The organism is Lacrimispora brassicae (assembly GCF_054772055.1).
The window spans coordinates 75417-98956 of sequence record NZ_BRYH01000027.1; the positions used below are offsets into that span (position 1 = coordinate 75417).

A 23540-nucleotide genomic window follows, 5' to 3' on the forward strand; every position below is an offset into this window, starting at 1 on the left:
ATAGGAGACATTGAAATGAAGAAAATATATGCTCTGTTTTTAGCATCCTGTTTAGCGATTACATTGGCCGGATGTGGTCAACCGGCTGATACAGGCTCAAAGGAATCAACAAGTTCTGAAACGAATACCCAGTCGAATGTAGTGGAAAGCACACAAAGTACAGAAGCGGAAAATAATGCTTCTGTAACAGAATCCGAGGAATCAGAGGTAGCTGCAGGAGGTACTGCGGTTGTCTATTTCTCTGCAACAGGCAATACGGCAGGGATTGCAAAGACAATGGCGCAGCTTTTAGATGCTCCACTGTATGAGATTATTCCAGAGGAACCGTATTCAAAAGAGGACTTGAATTATAACGATGACAGCTGCCGCGCTAACAAGGAAATGAACGATGATTCTGCCCGCCCTGCTATTTCTGGTAATCTGGATGCTGTAGAAACCTGTGATACGATCTATCTTGGTCATCCTATCTGGTGGGGTAATGCACCAAGGATTATCAATACTTTCCTGGAAAGCTATGATCTGAGTGGAAAGACAGTGTATACCTTCTGTACTTCCGGCAGCAGTGGCATAGAAACGAGTGTTAGTGATTTACAGGAGCTGTATCCAGAGATTAATATTGTGAGCGGCCATCGGTTCAGCAATGGCGCATCTGAGAATGCAATCAGTGATTGGCTGCAAGGTCTGGAAAAAGAAAAATAAAGTATAGCATCTAAAATAAGAACCATTAATAAACAATTAATCGAAAAGAGGAGAATGCTTCTATGAAATTTGATTTTACTTTTTATAATCCCACAAAAATTTACTTTGGTAAAACAGCACTCGATAACCTGTACGGTGAACTTGCCAACTACGGCAACACCGTGCTTCTGATTTATGGAAAGGGCTCGGTCAAAAAACTCGGTATTTATGACAAGGTAATTGAGATTTTACAGGCCGTAGGCAAGAAAGTGGTTGAGCTGCCCGGTATTAAATCGAACCCCACGTATGTGCAGATGATGGAAGGGGCAAGGCTTGTCAGAGAAAACAATGTTGATTTGATCCTCGCTGTCGGCGGAGGTTCCGTCATCGACTGTGCCAAGGGCATTTCTGTTTCGGCTTATTGCGAGGGCGACCCATGGCAGAGATATTGGATCAATTTTGAGGACGTAGACAATAAAGTCGTTCCTGTCGGCAGCATACTGACAATGGCAGGAACCGGATCGGAAATGAACGGTGGTTCTGTCATCACCAATGAAGCTGAAATGATTAAGGGCGGAAGAGTCTACCCTTCCAATGTGAATCCGAAGTTTTCCATTTTAAATCCTGAATACACATACAGTGTTCCTAAATATCAAATGGTCAGCGGTATTTTTGATATCATGTCACATCTGATGGAGCAATATTTTACAGGAGATGACGACAATACCACCGATTATATCATAGAGGGTGTTTTGAAATCCTTAATCCGCAATGCAAGAAGTGCCCTTCAAAATCCGCAGGACTATGAAGCAAGAAGCAATATTATGTGGTGTGCTACCATGGGACTGAACACAATTACGGGCCTGTCAAAAGAGCAAGATTGGGAAGTTCATATGATTGAACACCAGCTGGGTGCCTATACGGATTGCGCACATGGGGTCGGCTTAGCGGTGATCTCAGTTCCTTATTACAGACATATCTACAAGTACGGAATGGATAAATTTGTCCGCTTCGCCAAAAAGGTGTGGGAGGTTGATATCACCAATATGACAGCGGAGGAAGCCGCCCTTGCGGGAATTGAAAAGCTTTCTGGTTTTATTCAAGAACTCGGTATTCCGACTACACTAAAGGAGCTTGGTGCGACCGAAGATATGCTGCTGTTAATTGCCCAGTCAACCGTTTTAGGCGGCGGATATAAAAAACTGTCGCAGGAAGAAGTATTGGATATTCTTAAAAAGGCTTATTAATGGTTTTTTGAAATACATTCTTAAATAATTAATGTTTGCCCCTCAGGTCTAGGTACCTCTCGGTCAGGGCAGCCTATAACACGGTTGAAATATAGATGGCAGTATGTTTCATCGAAGAACTGTTTTGTTATCGGCATGGAGCTTGCGGGGCACGGAAAAATCTGTGCCCCGCTTTACCTTTAGTATGCTACTTTGCACAGACGCAAATAGAATGATTACTATACTCGCAGAGAAAGAAGGGATATCCAACGGATGAGATGACATTTTCTAATAAGCAACTGAGAGACATGATTTTGCCGCTTTTCATGGAGCAGATGCTGGTCATGCTGGTAGGCATCGTGGACACTTTTGTGGTCAGCTATGCTGGGGAAGAAGCTGTTTCAGGCGTTTCGTTGGTCAATTCCTTTAATACCATTTTTATCTTCTTATTCACGGCACTTGCATCTGGCGGCGCGGTAGTCATAAGTCAGTATCTCGGACGCAAAGAAAAAGAGAAAGCATCGCAGGCCGTTAGTCAGCTTTTGACGGTATCCACCTTATTTTCACTTGAAATGATGCTTCTGGTCCTGCTGCTTAACAGGTTGCTGCTGCAGGCGCTGTTCGGCAGGGTGGATTCAAAGGTTATGGAGGCATGCATAACCTACCTGCAAATTTCTGCATATTCCTACCCGGCCCTGGCGATATACAATGCCGGAGCTGCACTGTACCGGAGCATTGGAAAAACCAGTACGACCATGTACATTTCAATTATATCAAATATTATCAATGCAATTGGAAGCTGTATTGGTGTTTTTGCTCTGAACGCGGGTGTAGCCGGCGTAGCGTGGCCCTCCCTGATTGCCAGAACATTTTCCGCCGCCGCAATTACCGTACTCTGCTTTCGGAACAGCCATGAAATTAGTTATGGCGTCAAATGGATTTTTGCATGGAACACTCGTTTACAAAAAAGTATTTTGAGCATTGCGGTTCCCAACGGTCTTGAAAGCGGAATTTTTCAGTTTGTAAAGGTGGCGCTCAGCAGTGTCGTTGCCCTGTTTGGAACCTACCAGATTGCGGCTAATGGGATTGCCCAGAGCTTCTGGAGTGTGGCGGCGCTGGTCTGTGTGACCATGGGTCCAATCTTTATTACTGTCATTGGACAGTGTATGGGTTCTGGCGATATAGGACAGGCAGAGTATTATTTTAAGAAGCTGATTAAGATTACTTTGATTTTTGCAATCGTTTGGAATGTTTTTGTTTTTGCCTTGATACCTCTACTGGTCAATGGTTACGCAGTCAACAATGAAACAAAGCATTTGGTCATCTGGCTGGTGCTGATTCATAATATTTTCAGTGCGACAGCATTTCCGTTTGCAGATCCATTGGGTAAAGGCTTGAGAGCGACCGGAGATATAAAATTTACGACCGTCGTGTCCATTGTTACAACAGTAGGAATCCGGCTGGTCTTCTCTATCTTTTTTGCCATTGTGCTGGATATGGGTGTAATCGGAATAGCCTGGGCTATGTGTCTGGATTGGATTGTACGAGGAATTATTTTCTGGTTACGTTTTAAAAGCGGAAAGTGGAAGGAGTTTAAAGTCATTAAGGAAGAGACCTAATTGATAAAAGTGTTACGGAAACAATATTTTGATTGGCTTAAGGAGGTAGCAGAAAAGTGAAAGCAACGAAAAAAACGAAGCTGATCACCTTACTCATCAGTATTGTGGTGATCGCTGGAATTGGCACAGGTGTGCATTTCATGACAAGAGAAAGCAATACTCCTGTTCAGGAGCCCCCTTCTGGACAGACGGACACGCCTGCACAAAGCAGTAGTACCGTGCAAACGGAGAATGAGCTGGCGCCTGTTGAAGACAGCCTCATTTTGGTTTCTGGCGGAACCTTCACAATGGGAAGCCCCGGCACGGAACGTCAGAGGAATGAGGATGAAGCACAGCATGACGTAACAATCAGCGCTTTTTATGTCGATCCCTATGAGGTCAAACAGGCCGATTATCTTGCGGTCATGGGCGTGAATCCCAGTCATTTCAGTGGCGATAATCTTCCCGTGGAAAATGTCACGTGGTACGATGCTGTTTCGTATTGCAACAAGCTGAGTGAAAGCAGGAACCTGACGCCTGTTTACACGGTAGACGGCAATGCCGTTACCTGGGATAGAAACGCTGATGGCTATAGGCTGTTGACCGAAACCGAATGGGAATATACAGCAAGAGCCGCTACCAGCACGATTTACAACTTTGGAAATCAGGTAAATAGCGACTTAACAAATTTTGAAGGCAGTTATCCGTATTTGATTGAGGAGAACTATGTTAATCATACAAACCCTGATGTAGTCACCAGCAGATACCGCGGCGAAACGATTCCGGTAGATGAATTGGCCACCAACAGCTTTGGGCTTTATAATACCCATGGCAATGTGTCAGAATGGTGTTTTGACTATTATGGCGAATACGATCTGCAGAACACCATGGATCCCGCAGGAATAGGCTCTGGATTGCTGCGTGTGAATCGCGGCGGGAGCTATATCGACTTTGGCAAGCATCTTCGCAGTGCCTACCGCTCCGCTACCAATCCAATTGATACGGATCAGAATCTGGGTTTTCGCATATGCAGGAATGCTAAGGGGATCAAAGAAACCCTTACGACGACGTATTACCCGAACATTTCCATCCCTGAAAACCCAAGGATTTTGGTCGCATATTACTCTTATTCCGGCAACACGGAGGAAGCGGCCCGGATGATTCAGGAGAAGACAGGTGCAGATATAGTGGAAATCGTCATGGAGAATCCGTACCGCGGCAACATATATGAGGTATCTCAGCAGGATCTGAACAATAATGTTCATCCCCCGCTGTCTACCCGTGTGGACAATATGGATGAGTATGATGTAATTCTTCTCGGATACCCGACCTGGTGGGCGACCCTGCCGATGCCGGTGGTCACATTCCTGGAGAGCTACGATTTCACTGGTAAAGCAATGATTCCCTTTAGCTCCCATGGCGGGACCATGTTCGGTGACAGCATTTCAGACCTTTCCAAGCGTGTTCCCGGTGCTTATGTGGGCCTTGGATATGAGTTCAATTATTCCAGCAGTTCCTCTTCGGAGATTTCAGCGTGGCTTGCCGAAAATGGCATAGCCGAACGGTAGCCGGTGATGAAAAAATATTGGAAAATAATTGTTGATGTTTTGATGTTCCTTCTGTTTTTATACCTGATGAGCTATCATGCCGGACGGGGATTGCTTCTGCATGCATTGCTGGGAATCACGCTGTTTGTACTGTTTATAATTCATCATCTGCTGAACCTATATTGGTATAGAACTCTGTTTCGTGGAGAGTATGGTTTTCGAAGAATCCTGCTCACGGCATCTAATATCCTGCTCCTTGCAGCGATGCTGTTTATGATGCTAAGCGCTTTCATGCTTTCGGGCATGGTGTTCAGCTTTTCTACCATTCCAGTGGATTTTGGATGGATCGAAATACATTATTTTTCTACTGCCTGGGGTTTCATGCTGATGGCCTTCCATCTGGGGCTTCATCTGCATTCAGCTTTTAATAAGTTAGAGGTAAAGCTTAAAGAGACATCGTTTGAATATGTGCTGTGGCTGCTGGAAGTAATCCTCTTTTTAGCAGGAGCGTACGGCTTTGTACAAAGCGGATTATGGAGCGACATGGTACTGAGCGCACAGAGCATCACACCGATGACACCTGTAGTTTTCTATATCGTGCATATTGGAATCGTAACAGCGGTTTGTTTAGCCGCGCATTGGATCATATTGGTGCTGTCAAGACGAAGAAAGAAAGGAGCTGAAATTAAATGAAAGAAAGAATCATTGGAAATCTTAAGGTATCTGAAATTGGTATGGGCTGTATGGGCTTTTCTCATGGCTATGGTGAAGTGCCGAAAGAAGCCTACAGCATCGAGGCAATTCATAAGGCGTATGACTTTGGCTGTACGTTTTTTGATACGGCCGAAGGTTATGGGAACGTGATGTTCTATCCGGGCCACAATGAGCAGATCGTAGGAAAGGCCATCGAGCCCTTTCGAAACGAGGTTGTTCTGGCGACAAAGCTGCACATCCGCCCGGAGGAATATGGCAGCAGGGTAACCTTGTATGATGCGATACACAAGCACCTTGAGAAGTCCATGAAAAATCTGCGGACGGATTATGTGGATTTATACTACCTTCATCGGGTAAACGAGGAAGTTCCGGTGGAAGAAGTGGCAGGGGCTATGGGTAATTTAATGAAAGAGGGCTTGATCAGAGGCTGGGGAATGTCACAGGTTTCTGCAGCCACACTGGCAAAGGCACATGCCGTGACGCCTGTTTGTGCGGTACAGAATCTGTATTCCATGCTGGAGCGTGACTGTGAGAAGGATATCTTCCCCTTCTGTCTGGAAAACAACATTGGTGTGGTTCCCTTTTCTCCCATTGCCAGCGGTTTTTTGTCCGGCAAGGTAACCCCCGAAACTAAATTTGAGGGTGACGATGTGCGGAAATGGGTGCCGCAGCTGTCGAAGGAAAATATGGATGCCAACCAGCCGATCCTTGATATCCTGGCACAGTATTCCAAACAGAAAAATGCAACGAACGCACAGATTTCTCTTGCATGGATGCTCCATAAATACCCGAATGTGGTTCCGATTCCCGGCTCAAAAAATCAGGAGCGGATTTTGGAAAACCTCGGCGCATCCAATGTGAAGCTTACCGATCAGGAATTCACAGCCTTGGAAGCAGCACTTGATGCTTGCGCCGTACATGGACACCGAGGCCATGTGGAGAGCGAACAGGCAGCTTTCGGGAACCATTGGAAAAAGAAATAGTTGTTCAATTATTCGAAAAGGGTGGTGTATATGAGAATTGTCGTATTAGAAGGAAGTCCCCATAAGAAGGGTTCCTCCAATCTGCTGGCGGGAGAATTTATCCGTGGGGCACAAAGCGCGGAACATACTGTTCAGGTATTGGATGTGGCACATATGGACATTCACCCCTGCATGGGATGTGATCATTGCGGCATGGATGGCCCGTGCGTGCAAAAGGATGATGTGCCTAAGATTCAAAATGCACTGTTGTCCGCAGATATGATTGTGTTGGTAACGCCGGTCTATTATTTCGGAATGTCCGCACAGCTAAAAATGGTCATTGACCGATTCTACAGCTATACCATGAAGCTTTCTGCAAAAGGACTGAAGACCGCTATGGTTACCGCTGCATGGGACAATGATATGGATGCCGTCGTGTACCTGCGGGATCATTACCAGAAGCTCTGCCGCTACATGAATTTCAAGGATTGCGGTATGGTGCTGGGTACGGGCTGCGGTACGGTTTCAATGACCGAGAGTACAAAGTATCCAAAGCTGGCTTATGAACTGGGTAAATCTATTTAGGCTATGAAAGGAGACTATAAAATGACGTATTTAGGTGAGAATATTAAGAAGTTAGGGTTTGGGCTCATGCGGCTGCCACAGCAGGATGGCGTAATTGATATAGAACAGACAAAGGAAATGGTTGATCTGTTTCTGGCTGCCGGCTTTACCTATTTTGATACCGCATGGGCCTATACCGGCAGTGAGGACGCCATCCGTCAGGCACTCGTGGAACGCTATCCAAGGGAAAAGTATCAGCTTGCCACGAAAAATGCGGCGTGGATAAAGTGTAAGACCCGCGAAGAGGCAATATCCCAATTCGATACCTCTTTGAAGCAGACGGGAGCCGGATATTTTGACTATTATCTGCTCCACAATCTGGGCGAGGCCCGTTCCCATTATTTCGATGACTTTGATTTATGGAATTGGATACAGGAGAAGAAACAGGAAGGGCTTGTAAAGCATGCGGGTTTTTCGTTCCATTCTACCCCGGAGGAGCTGGACGCCATTTTGACTGCTCATCCGGAGATGGAGTTTGTGCAGCTGCAAATTAATTATGCGGACTGGGAGAATCCTGCGATTCAGTCCAGAGGGTGCTATGAGATCGCACGAAAGCACGGCAAGCCGGTAATCATCATGGAACCGGTCAAAGGCGGCCTGCTGGCAACTCCGCCAAAGACGGTAGAAGATATCCTGAAGGCTGCAGAACCGGCATCCTCGCCTGCTTCATGGGCAGTCCGCTTTGCCGCTGATTTGGATGGGATTATTACCGTTCTTTCCGGTATGAGCAGTGTAGAACAAATGAATGACAATCTGTCCTATATGAAGGATTTTGCCGGCTTGACCGCTTCGCAAAAGGAAACTTTGGTTCAGGCACAGGAAGCACTGGCAAAGGTTCCGCTGATTCCCTGTACGACCTGTGATTACTGCGCAAAGGTCTGCCCGGAGAACATCGGCATTTCAGGTTCGTTTACCGCGATGAACTCTTTTACCCTGTATGGAAATAAAGCCTCGGCAAAACAGCAGGAAAACTGGCTGGTAGGCGGACATGGCAAGGCCCATGCAACAGAGTGTATCAAGTGCGGCAAGTGCGAACAAGCCTGTCCGCAGCACATTGCCATTCGGGAGCAGCTGGAGTTTGTCGGCAGTGAACTTTTAAAATAATGAGTACATTACTTTAGACTATTTGGAGGTAAAAAAATGAAATACACAACATTAGGAAATTCGGATTTGAACGTGTCCCGCATCTGTATGGGTTGTATGGGGTTTGGTGACCCCAATAGCGGTCAGCACTCATGGACAATCGATGAGACACATTCCCGTGAAATTGTCAAACGCGGGCTGGAGCTGGGCGTAAACTTTTTTGATACGGCGATTGGTTATCAGAGTGGTACCAGTGAGCAGTATCTGGGCCGGGCACTGCGGGATTTTGCAAAACGTGACGAAGTGGTTGTGGCAACCAAGTTTCTGCCCCGTACGCAGGAGGAAATGAAAGACGGAATTTCGGGTCAGCAGCATATTGAGCGGATGCTGAACAAGAGTCTTGCAAATCTCGGTATGGATTATGTGGATTTATACATTTACCATATGTGGGATTATCAGACTCCCCTGTATGAGATCATGGAGGGACTAAATAACGTGGTGAAGGCGGGAAAAGCCCGCTATATCGGCATTTCAAACTGCTTTGCATGGCAGTTAGCCAAGGCCAATGCATTAGCTGAAAAAGAGGGTTTTGCAAAGTTTGTGTCCATACAGGGGCACTACAACCTGATATTCCGGGAGGAAGAGCGGGAAATGGTTCCCTATTGCCGTGAAGAAAATATTGCACTGACTCCTTACAGTGCGCTTGCAGGCGGAAAGCTGTCCAAGCATAAAGGAGAAAGTTCGAAACGGCTGATGGAGGACAGCTATGCAAGACTTAAATACGAAGCCATGGAGGAACCGGATGAACAGATTATCAGCCGGGTTGCGGAACTGTCAGAGAAAAAAGGTGTTTCCATGACAGAAATTTCACTTGCATGGCTGCTGACCAAGGTCACTTCTCCCGTGGTAGGCGCAACAAAGCTACATCACATTGAAGGTGCAGTAAAGGCGGTTGAGCTTGACCTAACGAAAGAGGAACTTTTATATCTTGAGGAGCCCTATGTTCCCCATGCTCTTGTAGGGATCATGGCGCAGAACACAGTGGCCTCTTCCAAGGAGGAGCATGTATGGTCTGTGGGGAAACAAAAGATTTAAGAAAGCCAAATCAAAAAAAGATTAATTGGAGGATTAAAAATGAACTTATATGATACCGATCCGGAATTTATGGAAAGATTTGAGCATTTTGCATTTGAGGAAGTGGTTGGCGAAGAAGGCCAACAGCTCGATGACATTACCAGATACATGGCAATACTTGCGACCTTGATTGGCTGCCAGGGAGTGGATGAATACAAGCTCATGCTGCCTATGGCCCTGGACGCCGGGCTGATTCCTGTGATGGTGAAGGAAATTGTATATCAGTCTGTTGATTATCTTGGCATTGGTAGGATTCTGCCGTTTTTAACAGTGACAAATGAAATATTGTTGGAGTGCGGCATCAAGCTTCCTCTGGAAGGTCAGGCAACAACAACTTTGGAGAACCGGCTGGAAAAGGGTATTCAAGCGCAGATGGATATTTTTGGCGAAGGAATGAAGGGATTCTGGAAAGGCGGGCATATCAATCGCTGGCTGGCGGCCAACTGTTTTGGTGATTACTACACGAGAACAGGATTAGACCTTGCACAAAGAGAGATGATTACCTTCTGCTTTCTGGCTGCGCAGGGAGGATGTGAGCCGCAGCTTACATCCCATGCGGCCGGAAATATGAGACTTGGAAACGACAAGGAATTCTTGATTAAGGTGGTCTCCCAGTGCCTCCCCTATATCGGCTATCCGAGAAGCTTGAATGCGATTGCATGTGTTAACAAAGCAGCAGAGGCAAATCATTGATTGCTAAATGGAAAAGAACCATTTATGGAGGATAAACAAATGGAGAACAAAAATAATCTCGATATGATTTTCCCAATAGGAGAACCAAACGATGCTTATGCGCAATATTTTACAGGTCAGAGTTATTTAAATATGCTCACCACCAAGGGCCTGGCAATTGCCAACGTCACCTTTGAACCCGGCTGCCGCAATAACTGGCACATTCATCACGCCGATAAAGGCGGAGGGCAGATTCTGCTCTGCACCTCCGGCCGCGGCTGGTATCAGGAGTGGGGTCAGGTAGCGCAGGCACTGGAGCCCGGAAGCGTTGTCAACATTCCAGTTGGCGTCAAGCACTGGCACGGAGCGGCAAAGGACAGCTGGTTTGCGCACATTGCCATTGAGGTGCCTGGCGAAAACAATACGAATGAGTGGCTGGAACCGGTAAGCGATGAGGACTATTTAAAACTACCGAAAAAACGGAGCTATTAAGTTAACCAGATCAACAGATGAGGGGAGATGATCGTATGATGCGAATGATGAAAGGAAAATGGGAAGCCATTTTATCCATTGCGTTGTTGATGTTCGCGCTTGCAGGATGTGCAGACAGCGGATCGGGCATAAATGAGACGACTGTTTCCGAGCCTTCTGAGCCGGCCGCGCAGTCCGATGCGGAAGAAGTATCCAAAGATTCTGTGGAAGTCGGCGCAGTTTCCACAGGGGACATGCTCGTCACCAACGGCGGCAAGGAAATCCGGCTGTCGGAATTATCCTATCGAACAGAATCCGGGGACGTGCCGACGGTCTACTATATTTCTGATATTTCTTCCGAGGCGTTGTTGAAGATTTATCAGGCACTCAATTGGACGCCAACGGGCAAAGTGGCCGTGAAGCTCAGCACGGGCGAGCCGCCTGCATCCAACTATCTTGATCCGAATTTTATTAAGGATTTAGTCCAGTCGGTGGACGGTACCATTGTGGAATGCAATACCGCCTACGGCGGTTCACGTGCCAATACTGCCATGCATATGCAGGTAGCCAAGGACCATGGTTTTACTGCTATCGCAGACGTGGACATTCAAGACGCGGATGGCTCCATGACGCTCCCTGTGGAAGGCGGTACACAGATTTCCGAAAATTATGTCGGCACACACTTTGCGGATTACGATTCTTACTTAGTCCTTTCCCATTTCAAAGGCCATGCCATGGCGGGTTTTGGCGGTGCCATCAAGAATATCTCAATAGGCATTGCCTCTGGTGAGGGGAAGTCGCATATTCATACCGCCGGAAATGGCGGAAGCATGTGGAGTGCAGACCAGGACGCTTTCCTCGAAGCAATGGGGGATGCGGGAAAGGCGGTATCAGACTATCTTGGCAGCGGAGAGCGCATCGTCTATATCAACGTCATGAACCGGCTGTCTGTGGACTGTGACTGCGATGGGAACCCTGCCGAGCCGGATATGCACGACATCGGCATACTCGCCTCCTCCGATCCGTTGGCCGTGGATCAGGCTTGCATTGACTTGGTTTACGCCGCTCCGGACAATCAATCCCTTGTGCAGCGCATTGAATCCCGTAATGGCCTACATACACTGGAAAATGCAGCGTCTATCGGGCTTGGCAGCCGAAGCTATCGTTTGTTGGACCTGGATAATTAGAGAGGAGAATGAAATGCAAAATAAAAATATCAGAAATATGACATTGTCCGCAATATTTATGGCTATGAGCCTGATTTTACCTATTCTGACCGGAGAGATTCCGCAGATTGGAAATATGCTGCTGCCCATGCACATTCCTGTGCTGTTGTGCGGCCTGATCTGCGGCTGGCAGTATGGTCTGGCGGTCGGTTTTATCGTTCCGTTGCTGCGCTCTGTGTTATTCGGTATGCCGCCTCTGTTCCCTGTTGCTATTGCTATGGCATTTGAGATGGCGGCTTATGGCTGTATCATCGGCTTTTTGTACGGCCATTCCCGCTGGAAATGCATGTTCTCTCTTTATCGCTCTATGATCGCGGCGATGATTGCAGGCCGTGTTATCTGGGGTATCGCAATGGCGTCGATGCTGGGTGCCGGCGGCGGTTTTACCTGGCAGGCGTTTATAGCGGGTGCGTTGTTGAATGCTGTTCCGGGCATCATCTTGCAGATTGTGCTGATTCCCTCTATTATGGTGGCGCTCGACCGTACCAGGCTGGTTTCATTTTCTAAAAAGCCGGAGCGAAAAAGCCCAGTATCTACAAGTTGATATGGGAGATATGGATGAAATTATTCTGTGGAAAATTGCGACTTTACAGCAAACCGGATGCCGTTTGGTCATTGCCATAGACGGCAGGTGTGCAGCAGGAAAAACAACTCTTGCCTCGCATTTGCAAGAGTTGTTGTCCTGTAATGTAATACATATGGATGATTTTTTCCTGCGCCCGGAGCAGCGGATGCAGGAACGACTGAACCAACCGGGTGGGAATGTGGATTATGAACGGTTTGCCGACGAAATTTTTCTTCCGCTGCGGCTGGGACATGCCTTTTCGTACCGTCCCTACGACTGCCATACACAAAAACTGACAGAGCCGATTCGGGTTGAGGCAAATGCAATTACTATTATTGAAGGCTCCTACTCCTGCCATCCGATACTTTGGGAGCAATACGATTTGCGGTTATTTCTCACGGTAGAACCGGAAGAACAACTTCGCCGTATCCGTATGCGAAACGGAGAAGAGAGTGCCAAACACTTTTTAGAAAAGTGGATTCCTTTGGAGGAACGGTATTTTTCGGCTTTTGAGATTGCAAAAAAGTGTGAGCTGTGTTTTCAAACCTAACAGATGGAACGCATAAATAAACAACAATATTATTGAAAAGAGGTGATTTCCCGCCGTGGATATCTTAAACCGCGAGTTTATTTACATCTGGTACTATTTTACCGTTCAGCTCGATCAGATCTTCTGGTATTGGGTATTGGGTATTTTCATTGGTTCATTGGTTTCCGTCTTTGCCAAAGATAAAATCCATCGTGTGTTTGAAGCTATGCGCGGGAGGAAGTGGGGTGTGCTGGGGGTGATTCCTGCAAGTCTTTTGGGGATTGCCTCTCCGTTATGTATGTATGGCACCATTCCTATTGCCGCATCCTTTGCGAATAAGGGAATGAGGGAGGACTGGCTGGCAGCGTTTATGATGAGTTCGGTGCTGCTTAATCCGCAACTGGTCATTTACAGTGCTGCACTGGGTAAGACCGCACTTGTGATTCGTTTTGTATCCTGTTTTCTATGCGGAGCGATTTCCGGTTTACTGGTATTTATGTTTTACAAGGATAAAAGCTTCTTTCGATTTGACGGTTTTTCTGAAAGACAGAGCCATGACACCGACCCGAATTTATTCCTGCGCCTTTTAAAGAATATTGGCAGAAATCTGAAAGCTACGGCAGGATATTTCTTATTGGGTGTTTTATTGTCCGCTCTATTCCAACGCTATGTTCCGGCAGATGCTTTTGGCCGCCTATTCGGTAATAATGAAGGATTTGGTGTTTTGATGGCAGCAACGATCGGCGTTCCGCTATACGCCTGCGGCGGCGGGACAATCCCGTTACTGCAAAGCTGGCTTTTAGATGGCATGAGCATGGGCAGTGCAGCGGCCTTTATGATTACTGGGCCGGCAACAAAAATTACAAATTTGGGTGCACTCAAGATCGTGCTAGGAGCGAAACGCTTTATATTATATATTGCTTATGTTATGGTCTTTGCCCTAGTGACAGGGCTTGCAGTAAATCTAATAATATAAAAAAACAACGTCAGTAGGCAAAGTCATATGGGACTACTTCTAACTGGATTCATGTCAAAAGAATTCTGGAGTTTCAGATTATTTCCCGTCTGATTTTTGTGAATATGCATTTTGTTACAACAAGGTACTTCTCTCATTAAAAATAGAAAAGTAATGTAAAAGGCAAACCCATCTAAAGATGGGGACGCAAAGCCGAGGGTCTAAGACGCTTTTTCAAGCGTTATGATAGCCTAGCTGCTAAAAGCCTCGTCAGAGCCTGCCTTCTAAAGAAGGCAGGCTCTTGTCATATTTTGCGGTTTTTAGTCCAATAGTCCAGGGTATCAAATGACCGGCTTTCACCATCTATCATGGCGAAAGGGGCATGCTATGATAATTCCTTATTTCCCTCCCATGTGGAGGTGTGACTAAAGACGGCGTACTTCCTACATATTACCAGCTATTTTTTCAATTTTATATAAATTTTTTTAAAAAGTCAGTATTTTGCCAAGGGCAAAGTGCTGACTTTTTTCTTGCGACAAGAAAACTATTAATTCGACAAGCAAAGCAATGCATCCTATGGACTTTCTTTGCTAGATATAAAGACTTCTCGAGACCACGCTGCCGTTCCCCACCGCTTGTTCTTCATTTTTGGATTTGAAAAATCACGAAATGGAGGACAAGTACTATGGCTAAATTCAGAAAGAGGACAAACTATCGGAAAAAATACCCCGATTTGAGCAATGAAGTGATAGAGGTACTGGAAAAAAGTGACCGAAAGATGGAGTACCAACAGTATGACCTCAAGGTAGAGCGATGCCAGATTGACGGCACAAATCAGTCCGTTACATACATCCCAAGCCGGGAGGACTCCTATGAACGGTTGATAGAAGGAAATCGACAGTTTGCGGCAGATCAAGAAAGCGTAGAGGATGCAGCTGTAAATGCTTTATTGATTGAAAAAATGCTTTCTAGCCTGAAATTGCTTACGCCACAGGAACAAGAGCTGATAACGGAATTGTTCTTTGTAGGCAAAAGTGAGCATCAATTGGCAGCAGAAACCGGTATTCCCCGTATGACAATTCACAACCGTAAAAGACGAATACTGGCTCACCTGAAAAAACTTATGGAAAAGTAAAAATAATTTGGTCCAACCCCCTCACTCAACGTGGAAGTAAGTGAGGGGGTTTTTCTATTCTCCCTTTTGCTCCTTGAAAATTTCATATCCGGCAGCATCAATACATGATCTGTCCAGCCGTGTGAAAAGCGGCAGCGACCTTGACGGGCGCGCCAAAACTGCCTGCGGATTGGATAAGGTGGTATATATACCGCCTTATCCGTCTGTCGAACCGATGGCATCGAAGGTGACGAGCGAGAACGCCCGGTCATAAAACAGCTTGTGGTGAGCTGTATCGCAATGAAATGGACAGTGCTAACGCTACTTCCGCCCAGCCACAGACATCGCAATGGGGGCGGCTCGCAGAGATCCTGGGAGAGGTGAAATTCCTATGAGGCCCGCTTAACCAGCAGGCCGTTGCTGTTGCCGCCCTAGCTTCGGGAAGTAGTGTCAAATAGAAGCGTAGAACCAAAATGAAGAACAAGCAAAATATCTCATTTTAGAGACCATGCGGCGGGACAGCTCTGCCCCGCCGCATTCCTGTGAAATGAAATCGATCAAAATTTAAAGGAGGTTTTTGATAATGGAACAGAAAAAAAGAGCATGGCTGTATTGCCGTATTGATGCACCGGAGGATACGCATGGCACATTAAAGGAACAGCAAAAGGAACTCTGGGACTATGCCGAGCAGCTTGGCTTGGAGGTTGCCGGTGCATCGCAGGATATTGGAAGCGGTTTGACTCTTGACAGACCTGGACTTAACGTCTTGAAAACTGCCGCCGCAGAAGGGCGAATGGATATTGTGCTGGTAAAAAGTCTATCTAGTATCGGACGAAATATGGAACAGACATTGGAGCTATCTCAACAGATCAATCAGATGGGGATCACCCTATGCTCCCCTCTTGAAGGAGAAATCCAACTTTCATCTGATACGCCGCTTTCCCCGGAACCGTTTTTGCATCTGAGCTAGGGCATTTATACGATGTTCTGGATGCTGCTCATGAAATAAACCATCGAAAGGAGAGTTGTTATGACTAACGAAGAAATAGGTAAGATGTTTGAAAACAACAATGTAGTCAGGGGATACGTCTATACCTATGAAGGAGGTCGAAGTGAATATTGGTTTGAGAATTCGCCCTCCAACATTGCCAACTTTATTATGCAGCATAGGGATGCGAAAGAAATCATTGTCACCGATACAGTAGACAGAAAAATATTAAACACCATTGGCGAATTTATCGACCGCTGCCCGGATCAGGGGCTCCTGCAACAGATTCTGCCTCACCTGATTCCGATACAGATGGGAGAGGCTGAGCCACAGGAGATTCCCGTTGCGAAAGATGCAGAGGTAGAGGAATACTTCGAAATGCGTGATGAGCCAAAGATGGGGCTTGAGCTATGATACCCTTAATGTCATTTGCCTGGAGGTAACCAAATGAGCGTAAACGCCAGAAAAGAACAATTTGAACATGTCGAATTATTTGGGAAGCCAGCGCTTTTCACTGATTCCCGGATTGATCGGAGTACGGTACCAGAGGGCTTTCACTGCTACGATCTTCGGGGGTCTGATTATGATCCCGGAAAGCCCATTATAGTGGAGGATCATGTTGTCGTAAATCATGCCGGTACGGTAATCACATCAGAACCGGTTAGCATGCCCAGGGAGGGGCGCCGCAGACTGAATGGAAAGCTGAATTTTCTTGGTGAATGTTTGAGTCTTGAAGGCTTCTGTGAAGAACACGCAATCACCCTTGCACCGGAGACCTGCAAATATGCCCTGCGTCCTGCATTAGCAGAGGAAGCAGGTCTTTTTTATGCGCTTCCCAAGGAGCAGGATACAATGCTTGGAACAGTGGGGCATCTGCGTATTGATTTTGGCGGCAATGGACATGAGTTCTGGCACACCTGGTGGCCGCGTGATTATGAGAAGTATCATGGTTCCGCTTTTGAAATGGAGTTAAAGGCAGTCGTGGATGAACTGCGGGAAAAGGGGCCTCTTGAAAGTCTGGGAGTAATGTCGAGGTACTGCAATGCTCATGGCGGAGAGATTACAGGAGGATGGCAGCAGAACTATGGATACATCGCAGAAACAGAGAACTACCGTTACTGTTTACGTTGTAATCCGGCCCCTGGAGATTATCAGGCGTATCTGTTATGTGCTTAAGCACATAACAGATAATATGTGACGGGTTTGTCCCGAGAGTGGAACGCGGCAAAAAGCCTTGAAAATAGGGATTTTGTCATAAGAACACCTCACATAATTTTTCGTTATTTCTTTTTCTTTTTAAGAAAATCCGGATATTCATTACCTTTGATGCTTTTCAGTTCAGCCTCGGTGAATTCTGGTATCTTCCTACTGCGCAAGGTTTTGTTAAGTATGGCCTGACTTACTGTGGCATAGATCTCTGTCGTCTGAATTGAGGCATGCCCCAAGAAGTCACGTATATAAACCAATTCAATGCCAGCCTCCAGCATATGAACAGCTTTGCTGTGCCTCATGCTATGAGGGGAATAAGTACTTTCATGGAATAAATCCGGGCGCGCAGCTTTGCCTTTTGCAACATATTTATGAATCACATTCCGGATACAGGCGGGCGTTATGGCTTCGCCTCTCTGGTTTTGAAATAATGGAGCCTCTTTATTTGCAGCGTCAGGCGCTTTCTCAGAAATATATTGCCGAAGCAGCTTTGCCGGCCTCTCCATCAACGGGACAATTCGATTTTTACCGCCTTTTCCATGTAAGAGGACATTGGTGGGTTTGGAAAAACGAATGTCTCCAAGTCGTATTCCGCATAATTCTTGAGCTCGAGCGCCACTGTCATAAAGCAGGCTTAGCAAGACCAAATCTCTGCGTTCCAATGGCTTCAACGGATTTGGCATTTGAAGCAGAAGCGCCAATTCTTCCACTGAAAAATATGAGAACACGCTGTGCGGCGCTTTCTTTGGTGGGATGCTCGCAATTGCCGCACAAATCTTTAGCGCAGGGATGCTGCGCTGTGAAGCATATTTGAAAAAGGACGAAATAGCGGAAAGCCTTTGGTTGCAGGTAGCAGGACCGCAATGCCGTTCGATTTCGAGCCATGCGAGATAAGCAAGGATCACTTTGTCCGAAAAATGCTTGTAGTCCAACAAGTACGGCTTTATATGGCGTTGCTCAGCCATGAATTCAAGCAGTAGTCTGAATGCGTCCTGGTAAGATGCAATTGTATTGGAACTATAATTTCGCACTTTGGGCAGATATTCTTCAATGTAAGTACCGAGATGTTGAGAAAATGCAGTCGTTTTCATGGCAGCACCTCCGGAAACACACTTCCCGCATATGCTTCAGACTGCTTCAGCAGAGCCGCATGGTATTCCGGCGTAAGCTGTAGGTATTGCTCGGTCCCATAAATATTTGTGTGTCCCATGTAGGTTGAAAGAATCGGTATTGAATAGAACCGATCTATATTTTTCTCGTTCTGCAGTTGAAGGGTATGAACAGCAAATGTGTGTCGAAGGCAATGGACACAGACTCCGCGAGTGATTGCAACTCCTTGGTGCCGGTCAATTCCCGCTTGTTCGAGTACATACCGCATCCACATATACGGCCTGAGTGTTGGAAACGGGTTTCCATTGCGGCTGCGAAAGAAATAATCGTCAGGTTTTGGGTCAGTGTGTGCGACCGTATAATAATCTCGGCAAACAGAACCCAGGGATCGACTCATTGGAACAAGCCGGTCCTTATTTCCCTTTGCGGCTCTAATGAGAAGAACATTTTCTTCCCAGTCGATATCTCTATTTTGCAGTGAGACTGCCTCTCCAACGCGCAAGCCGCACCCATATAGCATGCGCACCATTACCGGGAACCACAGCGGTGCGTCAGTAAGCGGGCTCCGGCTGACAATGTTGTCGCTGGCTTCAAAAATACGTCGCAGTTCATCCTGGGTGAATATATGGGGCACATACAGGCTTCTGCCCCTTTGAGAAGGAGGAACATATGCAGGGTAGCCAAATCCATGTAGATATTCAGCAAACATACGATAAATAGACACATAATTTTTCTTTGTTCTTTCTTGTCCTTTTATGGATGCAATCCAAGTGTCAACACTTTGTGCTTCAATAATTTTCTGATTCAACCCCATGCCGAGCAAAACATCGTCAAGCGTTTTGAGAACATACGGCTCTTGCACCCCCTTTCCGCCTCCGTCAATTCTGTATTTCAGGAAGCTATTAATTTCTGAAGCGAAGATGCTTTCGTATGTATAAACAGGAGGCTTTCTCAAGACCGCACCCCCTTGCCCAGAAGTGTTGCGAAGTTGCCGGATGGCCGTGGGACTTCAAGCGCACAATCCCTTAACTGAGTAAAATCTATTTTCGTATAGTACTTGGTTGCATTCGGACTACTGTGCCCCAACGCTTTTTGTATGACAGGGTAGCTGACACCTTCATTTAGAAGAGCACTGGCAAAACTGGATCGTAGAGAATGTGTGCCTCGTTTCTTGCCATCCGTATTGATGTTTGCATCTTTCAGCAGTGTCCGGAGTTCGTAGTCTAAAGTCGTGTTCCGCAGCGGCAAGTGCGGTGCCCTATGACGCAGAAAAATTTGAGGAAGGTCGCTCTCGGGACGCACTTCGATATACTCATTTAAAGCAGCCTGCACATCTGGTAAAAGCGGGAGCGTTAAAGGAATGCCTGTTTTGCTTTGAACAATTGAAATAACCTGCTTTGCGTGGTCAATACTTGAGAATTCCAATGAACACACATCCGAATTTCGTAACCCTAATCTGGCACAGAGCAATAATGCGGCATATCTTCGTCTTCCGCTCCTTGTTGTTCGGTCAACTACGGCCAAAAACTTCTCGATTTCAGGCTTGCTGTAAACAGTTGGAACCGTTTTGTGTCGGCGAACCTTTGGCACAAAGCTGCTTAAATCCACCGGAATCCATCTCATATCTGCTGCATAGGTCAGAAATTCTCGCATTGTACTTCTGAAGTGAGGTTTATCCTCGGCATTTGCAAAGGCAGATGCAATATGGTCTATATTGACTTCCGTTAAGGTGACTATATTTTGCGATTCCAAATATGCAAAGAACAGGGAGAGATTTTGTACTCTTGTTTTGATATCCGCTGGGTTCTTGAGCCGCCTGCGGATTTTTTCTTCAAACAAGGGTAGCATCCAGTCGAATTGTGTTGCCTTTAGAGGAACCGTCAGCAAATGCCGTAATCGCATTTTCTGTCCGTAGGCCACATCCGACAGCTTATGGAAGGCTATCTCGTACTGCTCCATGAAGCGAGGCCCTTTAGTGGACAAAATCTTCTCTTGCTCATGTAAAAATTCTTTAATTAGCGCATCTGTATAAACCGTTTGCCCTTTACTGTGAGCATACTGGATCAAGCGTGAGTATGCTCTTTCGTGTCGAATTACTGTGTTCTCTGAGTTGCCCCGTTCCCGGAGTACCGCTAATACATTTTCAACTAACAATTCAAGTTGGCTGGTCTGATCCATTTTCTGTAACCTCTTTCATTAAAGATACTTTGCTATATTCAGCAAGGTATCTTTAATTATTTAAGGAAAGATGACTTTAGACAAGCCATTGAAAAATATTATGTGAGGTGTTCTTATGACAAAACCCATATTTCCAAGGCTTTCGGCCGCGTTCCATTCTCGGGACAAACCCGTCACATATTACTTGACTGTTTTTGATCTGCGGGTACAGCAGCTGAATATGACTAAGAATGACATGCCCGATCAGGGCATGGGGATGGGAGGAATAAAGCTATGAACTATAATCCGTCACTTTTAAAATTTATGAAGGAGAAATACCCGCCAGGAACACGAATCCGGCTTGAAAGCATGAACGATCCCTTTGCGCCGGTTCCGCCCGGTACGGAGGGCACGGTTGATCTTGTTGACGATGCTTGTGGGATACACATGAAATGGGACAACGGCCGTACCCTGGCGCTAATTCCTGGGGAAGACAGTTTTACGGTTATTCCTCAGCCATTTCATACACTCAAGCTTTATATGCCATTGGCAGTTAATCTTTATGAGCGTGATGAATACGGAAGCTTGGACGATGAACCCATAGAGCTTGGCGACCGTGAGGTTCTGGAGTACGAGGACAGCATCTTTTCTGCTATTCTTCGTGAACGAAGGCCAGACGAATCGGAGCGGGGGCTCATGCAGTACTATGGAAAAATGACACCCTGAACCAGAAGGTACAATCCTATGTGTTTACTGTGGAGAAGGTAAATGGCAGTCTCATGGGTGTGGCAGAATGCCGTATTCAAGGTGAGCTGACTGACAACGAGCTTGAGATGCTGAAGGACACCATCAGTGGGCAGGCATCCGATGGCTTTGGGGAAGGCTTTGAACAGCGCTACATTAAAATTCCTGATGGTGAGATTTGTGTCAGCCTTTGGAGCAGTGAAAAAAGCTGGAAAATCCAGACGCAGGATGAGCTGGAACAGCAGGGTCAGCAGATGGGCGGAATGACGATGGGAGGGATGAGCTAATGCCAAATCATGTAACCAATATTTTGCGGGTATCCGGTGATCCTGCGCAGATGAAGGCTATGTTTGAAGCCGTTCAAAATGATGAAATTGGCCTTGGCAGTATTGACTTTAATAAAATGCTTCCTATGCCACCCTCTTTGGATATGGAATATGGCAGCCGGGCAGAGCGTGGGATGAAGCTTTATCAGGACTTTTCTGCTGAAAGTACTGCGCTTGCAATGGCAAATGTGGTAAAACCGGATGCTGACCATGAAAACCGTGTCGCTGCGTTAGTGAAAAAATATGAAGCACTGACCAAAGACGATCCCCAGCTGCTGAAGCTGGGAAAGCAGTGCTGCAACAATATAAAAAACTATGGTTACCCCTCATGGTATCAGTGGTCAGTTGCCAATTGGGGAACCAAATGGAATAGCTATGGCTACGATAAGCTGGCAACTCCGAGGGAGTTTGATGGTGCGCACATCGAGTTTCAAACAGCATGGAGCCGTGCAGAGCCTGTCATCAGTAGGCTTGCCAATCAGTATCCTGATCTTACCTTCGAGTATCTGTGGGCGGACGAGGACTTTGGACATAACACAGGAAAAAAAGAGTTCCAAAACGGAGAGGAAATATTCAGCGATATTCCCCGCGGTGGATCAAAGGAGGCTCTTGAGCTGGCAGCGGAGGTACACGGCATGGATTTGTCGGAGATGGGCTACCAGTATAATGAGAAATCCGGTACATACGAGTACCACAGTCAAAGCGAGTCAATGGAAATGGAATTGTAGTCTTATAAACCCTTTTAAACTAATTGGAGGTGTATTAGAGAATGGAAAACCCGGATTTACAGGCAGTCTATATAGAACGGCTGAATGCACTGCTGCCCACGTTGGATTTTAAGGAGCTGGATCGCTCCTGCAATACCCGGGACAACATGTATGCCAAGGAAGCCCTGAAGAAAATGCACGATTTATTTATAGAAGTTTACGGAACAGATGATCTGGATTACGGCGGTTATGAGTTTGTCGATGTACCGGCTGTTATAGTGGGACGTAACACAGGGCATATGGGACTTGGAATCGTGACGCTTGACCTGCAATCCTCCGGGGAGCATTGCGGTACCTTTTTTCTAACGCCAAAGGGTATCATTGATCAGGGATTTGATGAAATGAAGCCTGCAGATACCAAATATCTGGCTGACACTTATGTTCCCTACGATTACTGGTACACCGTATATATCCAGCGGGATCATCATGTGGATTTTGAGCATATTCCCGAAAAGGTGGTGGAAATGCTGGAAGCCTGTCAGCCTGGGCAGCAGGAAGAGATGACACAGGAAGCTTCGAAGCAGCAGGGTAATGCGCAAACCGCCGACTCTGAACAAGGCAATACGTGTGAATCGCCTTCAATGGAAATGTAGAGTGCATATCCCCTCTTTTCTTCACTTGAAGTGGATCATATATTATAAGCCTGTGTGAACAGCGTATTTTTTATCTTAGAAACTATGCGGCAGAATCGGATTTCCATTTTTCTGCCGCATCCTTGTGAGATAAATCATCAATTAAGAAAAAGAAAAGGAGGAACTGTATGAGTAATCATTCTTTAAACGATTTGCTGGAAAAGGATTTGGTGGTGGGCTGTGTCTGCAATAGCAATGGTTCAAACAAAACCTATTATTTTGAAAACACCCCGGAAAATATTGCGAGTTTTATTATGGAGCATCAGAAAAGTACGAATCAGCTGCTTCTGACCAGTCTGTCAGACCGTCTTATTTTAAGTACCCTTGGAAGCAGTATCAGACATTGTCCCAATCAGAAACTGCTGCAGAAGGTACAAAAGGAGCTGTGTTCACTGCAGAAAGGAGAAGGCTCACCGGCTCCCATGGTAGTTGCCAGCGAGAAAGAATTTCAAAGACTTCTATATGAAGAGGATCAGAGAGTAACGGCTGCTGAGCTGCGGATGCTTTAG

27 protein-coding genes and 1 riboswitch are annotated in these 23540 nt (G+C 46.2%); of the genes, 24 read left to right on the forward strand and 3 right to left on the reverse strand.

Features of this window, described 5'->3' with window-relative positions; genetic code table 11:
* Positions 1–15 precede the first annotated feature (15 nt).
* The 19 genes from ACYVD3_RS14325 to ACYVD3_RS14415 all read left to right on the forward strand — a co-directional run bounded on the left by ACYVD3_RS14325 (position 16) and on the right by ACYVD3_RS14415 (position 17262).
* Positions 16–699 (forward strand): flavodoxin, encoded by a 684-nt coding sequence (locus ACYVD3_RS14325; RefSeq protein WP_460643159.1) that lies wholly within the window; start codon positions 16–18, stop codon positions 697–699.
* A 62-nt stretch (positions 700–761) separates the two neighbouring features.
* Positions 762–1925 (forward strand): iron-containing alcohol dehydrogenase, encoded by a 1164-nt coding sequence (locus ACYVD3_RS14330; RefSeq protein WP_460643160.1) that lies wholly within the window; start codon positions 762–764, stop codon positions 1923–1925.
* 287 nt (positions 1926–2212) lie between these two features.
* Complete coding sequence (locus tag ACYVD3_RS14335; protein WP_460643199.1) at positions 2213–3523, forward strand: MATE family efflux transporter; 1311 nt, start codon at positions 2213–2215, stop codon at positions 3521–3523.
* Positions 3524–3579: 56 nt separating this feature from the next.
* Complete coding sequence (locus ACYVD3_RS14340) at positions 3580–5070, forward strand: flavodoxin (protein WP_460643161.1); 1491 nt, start codon at positions 3580–3582, stop codon at positions 5068–5070.
* A 6-nt stretch (positions 5071–5076) separates the two neighbouring features.
* Positions 5077–5742: a hypothetical protein gene (locus ACYVD3_RS14345; RefSeq protein ID WP_460643162.1), complete on the forward strand. Its 666-nt coding sequence runs from the start codon at positions 5077–5079 to the stop codon at positions 5740–5742.
* The gene (locus tag ACYVD3_RS14350; RefSeq protein ID WP_460643163.1) at positions 5739–6746 is read left to right on the forward strand and encodes an aldo/keto reductase; all 1008 of its coding nucleotides are present in this window, start codon (positions 5739–5741) and stop codon (positions 6744–6746) included. Before ACYVD3_RS14345 ends, ACYVD3_RS14350 begins: the two co-directional genes overlap by 4 nt.
* Positions 6747–6776: 30 nt before the next feature.
* Entirely contained in the window at positions 6777–7310 is a 534-nt protein-coding gene (locus tag ACYVD3_RS14355) for a flavodoxin family protein (RefSeq protein ID WP_460643164.1), read from the forward strand.
* A 21-nt stretch (positions 7311–7331) separates the two neighbouring features.
* Entirely contained in the window at positions 7332–8453 is a 1122-nt protein-coding gene (locus ACYVD3_RS14360) for an aldo/keto reductase (protein ID WP_460643165.1), read from the forward strand.
* 36 nt (positions 8454–8489) lie between these two features.
* A complete protein-coding gene (locus ACYVD3_RS14365; RefSeq protein ID WP_460643166.1) occupies positions 8490–9527 on the forward strand; it encodes an aldo/keto reductase in 1038 nt (345 codons plus the stop codon).
* A 39-nt stretch (positions 9528–9566) separates the two neighbouring features.
* A complete protein-coding gene (locus ACYVD3_RS14370) occupies positions 9567–10259 on the forward strand; it encodes a carboxymuconolactone decarboxylase family protein (protein ID WP_460643167.1) in 693 nt (230 codons plus the stop codon).
* 39 nt (positions 10260–10298) lie between these two features.
* The gene (locus ACYVD3_RS14375) at positions 10299–10730 is read left to right on the forward strand and encodes a cupin domain-containing protein (RefSeq protein ID WP_460643168.1); all 432 of its coding nucleotides are present in this window, start codon (positions 10299–10301) and stop codon (positions 10728–10730) included.
* 35 nt (positions 10731–10765) lie between these two features.
* Entirely contained in the window at positions 10766–11896 is a 1131-nt protein-coding gene (locus tag ACYVD3_RS14380) for a DUF362 domain-containing protein (RefSeq protein ID WP_460643169.1), read from the forward strand.
* Between the two features lie 13 nt (positions 11897–11909).
* Positions 11910–12479, forward strand: coding sequence for an ECF transporter S component (locus ACYVD3_RS14385; RefSeq protein WP_460643170.1), 570 nt, complete (start codon positions 11910–11912; stop codon positions 12477–12479).
* A 10-nt stretch (positions 12480–12489) separates the two neighbouring features.
* On the forward strand, positions 12490–13050 hold the full coding sequence (locus ACYVD3_RS14390; RefSeq protein WP_460643171.1) for a uridine kinase family protein: 561 nt from the start codon (positions 12490–12492) through the stop codon (positions 13048–13050).
* Positions 13051–13105: 55 nt separating this feature from the next.
* Positions 13106–14005, forward strand: coding sequence for a permease (locus ACYVD3_RS14395; protein ID WP_460643172.1), 900 nt, complete (start codon positions 13106–13108; stop codon positions 14003–14005).
* A 151-nt stretch (positions 14006–14156) separates the two neighbouring features.
* Positions 14157–14247: riboswitch (cyclic di-GMP riboswitch) on the forward strand.
* A gap of 422 nt (positions 14248–14669) precedes the next feature.
* Complete coding sequence (locus tag ACYVD3_RS14400) at positions 14670–15119, forward strand: sigma-70 family RNA polymerase sigma factor (protein ID WP_460643173.1); 450 nt, start codon at positions 14670–14672, stop codon at positions 15117–15119.
* A gap of 562 nt (positions 15120–15681) precedes the next feature.
* The gene (locus ACYVD3_RS14405; protein ID WP_460643174.1) at positions 15682–16068 is read left to right on the forward strand and encodes a recombinase family protein; all 387 of its coding nucleotides are present in this window, start codon (positions 15682–15684) and stop codon (positions 16066–16068) included.
* Between the two features lie 60 nt (positions 16069–16128).
* Complete coding sequence (locus ACYVD3_RS14410; RefSeq protein ID WP_460643175.1) at positions 16129–16500, forward strand: hypothetical protein; 372 nt, start codon at positions 16129–16131, stop codon at positions 16498–16500.
* A gap of 33 nt (positions 16501–16533) precedes the next feature.
* Positions 16534–17262: an LPD28 domain-containing protein gene (locus ACYVD3_RS14415; RefSeq protein WP_460643176.1), complete on the forward strand. Its 729-nt coding sequence runs from the start codon at positions 16534–16536 to the stop codon at positions 17260–17262.
* A gap of 104 nt (positions 17263–17366) precedes the next feature.
* On the opposite strand, the gene ACYVD3_RS14420 is transcribed toward ACYVD3_RS14415, so the two are convergent.
* The 3 genes from ACYVD3_RS14420 to ACYVD3_RS14430 are packed head-to-tail and all read right to left on the reverse strand — an operon-like array spanning position 17367 to position 20583.
* Positions 17367–18386, reverse strand: a complete 1020-nt coding sequence (locus ACYVD3_RS14420; protein ID WP_460643177.1) for a tyrosine-type recombinase/integrase — start codon at positions 18384–18386, stop codon at positions 17367–17369.
* On the reverse strand, positions 18383–19360 hold the full coding sequence (locus ACYVD3_RS14425; protein WP_460643178.1) for a tyrosine-type recombinase/integrase: 978 nt from the start codon (positions 19358–19360) through the stop codon (positions 18383–18385). The genes ACYVD3_RS14420 and ACYVD3_RS14425 overlap by 4 nt, the downstream gene beginning before the upstream one ends.
* Positions 19357–20583, reverse strand: coding sequence for a tyrosine-type recombinase/integrase (locus tag ACYVD3_RS14430; RefSeq protein ID WP_460643179.1), 1227 nt, complete (start codon positions 20581–20583; stop codon positions 19357–19359). The genes ACYVD3_RS14425 and ACYVD3_RS14430 overlap by 4 nt, the downstream gene beginning before the upstream one ends.
* A gap of 273 nt (positions 20584–20856) precedes the next feature.
* Between ACYVD3_RS14430 and ACYVD3_RS14435 the strand changes: the two genes are divergently transcribed.
* The 5 genes from ACYVD3_RS14435 to ACYVD3_RS14455 all read left to right on the forward strand — a co-directional run bounded on the left by ACYVD3_RS14435 (position 20857) and on the right by ACYVD3_RS14455 (position 23540).
* Complete coding sequence (locus ACYVD3_RS14435) at positions 20857–21288, forward strand: DUF4314 domain-containing protein (RefSeq protein ID WP_460643180.1); 432 nt, start codon at positions 20857–20859, stop codon at positions 21286–21288.
* A 20-nt stretch (positions 21289–21308) separates the two neighbouring features.
* Positions 21309–21593 carry a hypothetical protein gene (locus ACYVD3_RS14440; protein WP_460643181.1) on the forward strand — a complete coding sequence of 95 codons (285 nt, stop codon included), beginning with the start codon at positions 21309–21311 and terminating at the stop codon, positions 21591–21593.
* The gene (locus ACYVD3_RS14445) at positions 21593–22360 is read left to right on the forward strand and encodes a DUF1281 family ferredoxin-like fold protein (RefSeq protein ID WP_460643182.1); all 768 of its coding nucleotides are present in this window, start codon (positions 21593–21595) and stop codon (positions 22358–22360) included. Before ACYVD3_RS14440 ends, ACYVD3_RS14445 begins: the two co-directional genes overlap by 1 nt.
* A gap of 41 nt (positions 22361–22401) precedes the next feature.
* Positions 22402–22992, forward strand: a complete 591-nt coding sequence (locus tag ACYVD3_RS14450) for a hypothetical protein (protein ID WP_460643183.1) — start codon at positions 22402–22404, stop codon at positions 22990–22992.
* Positions 22993–23159: 167 nt separating this feature from the next.
* Complete coding sequence (locus ACYVD3_RS14455; RefSeq protein ID WP_460643184.1) at positions 23160–23540, forward strand: hypothetical protein; 381 nt, start codon at positions 23160–23162, stop codon at positions 23538–23540.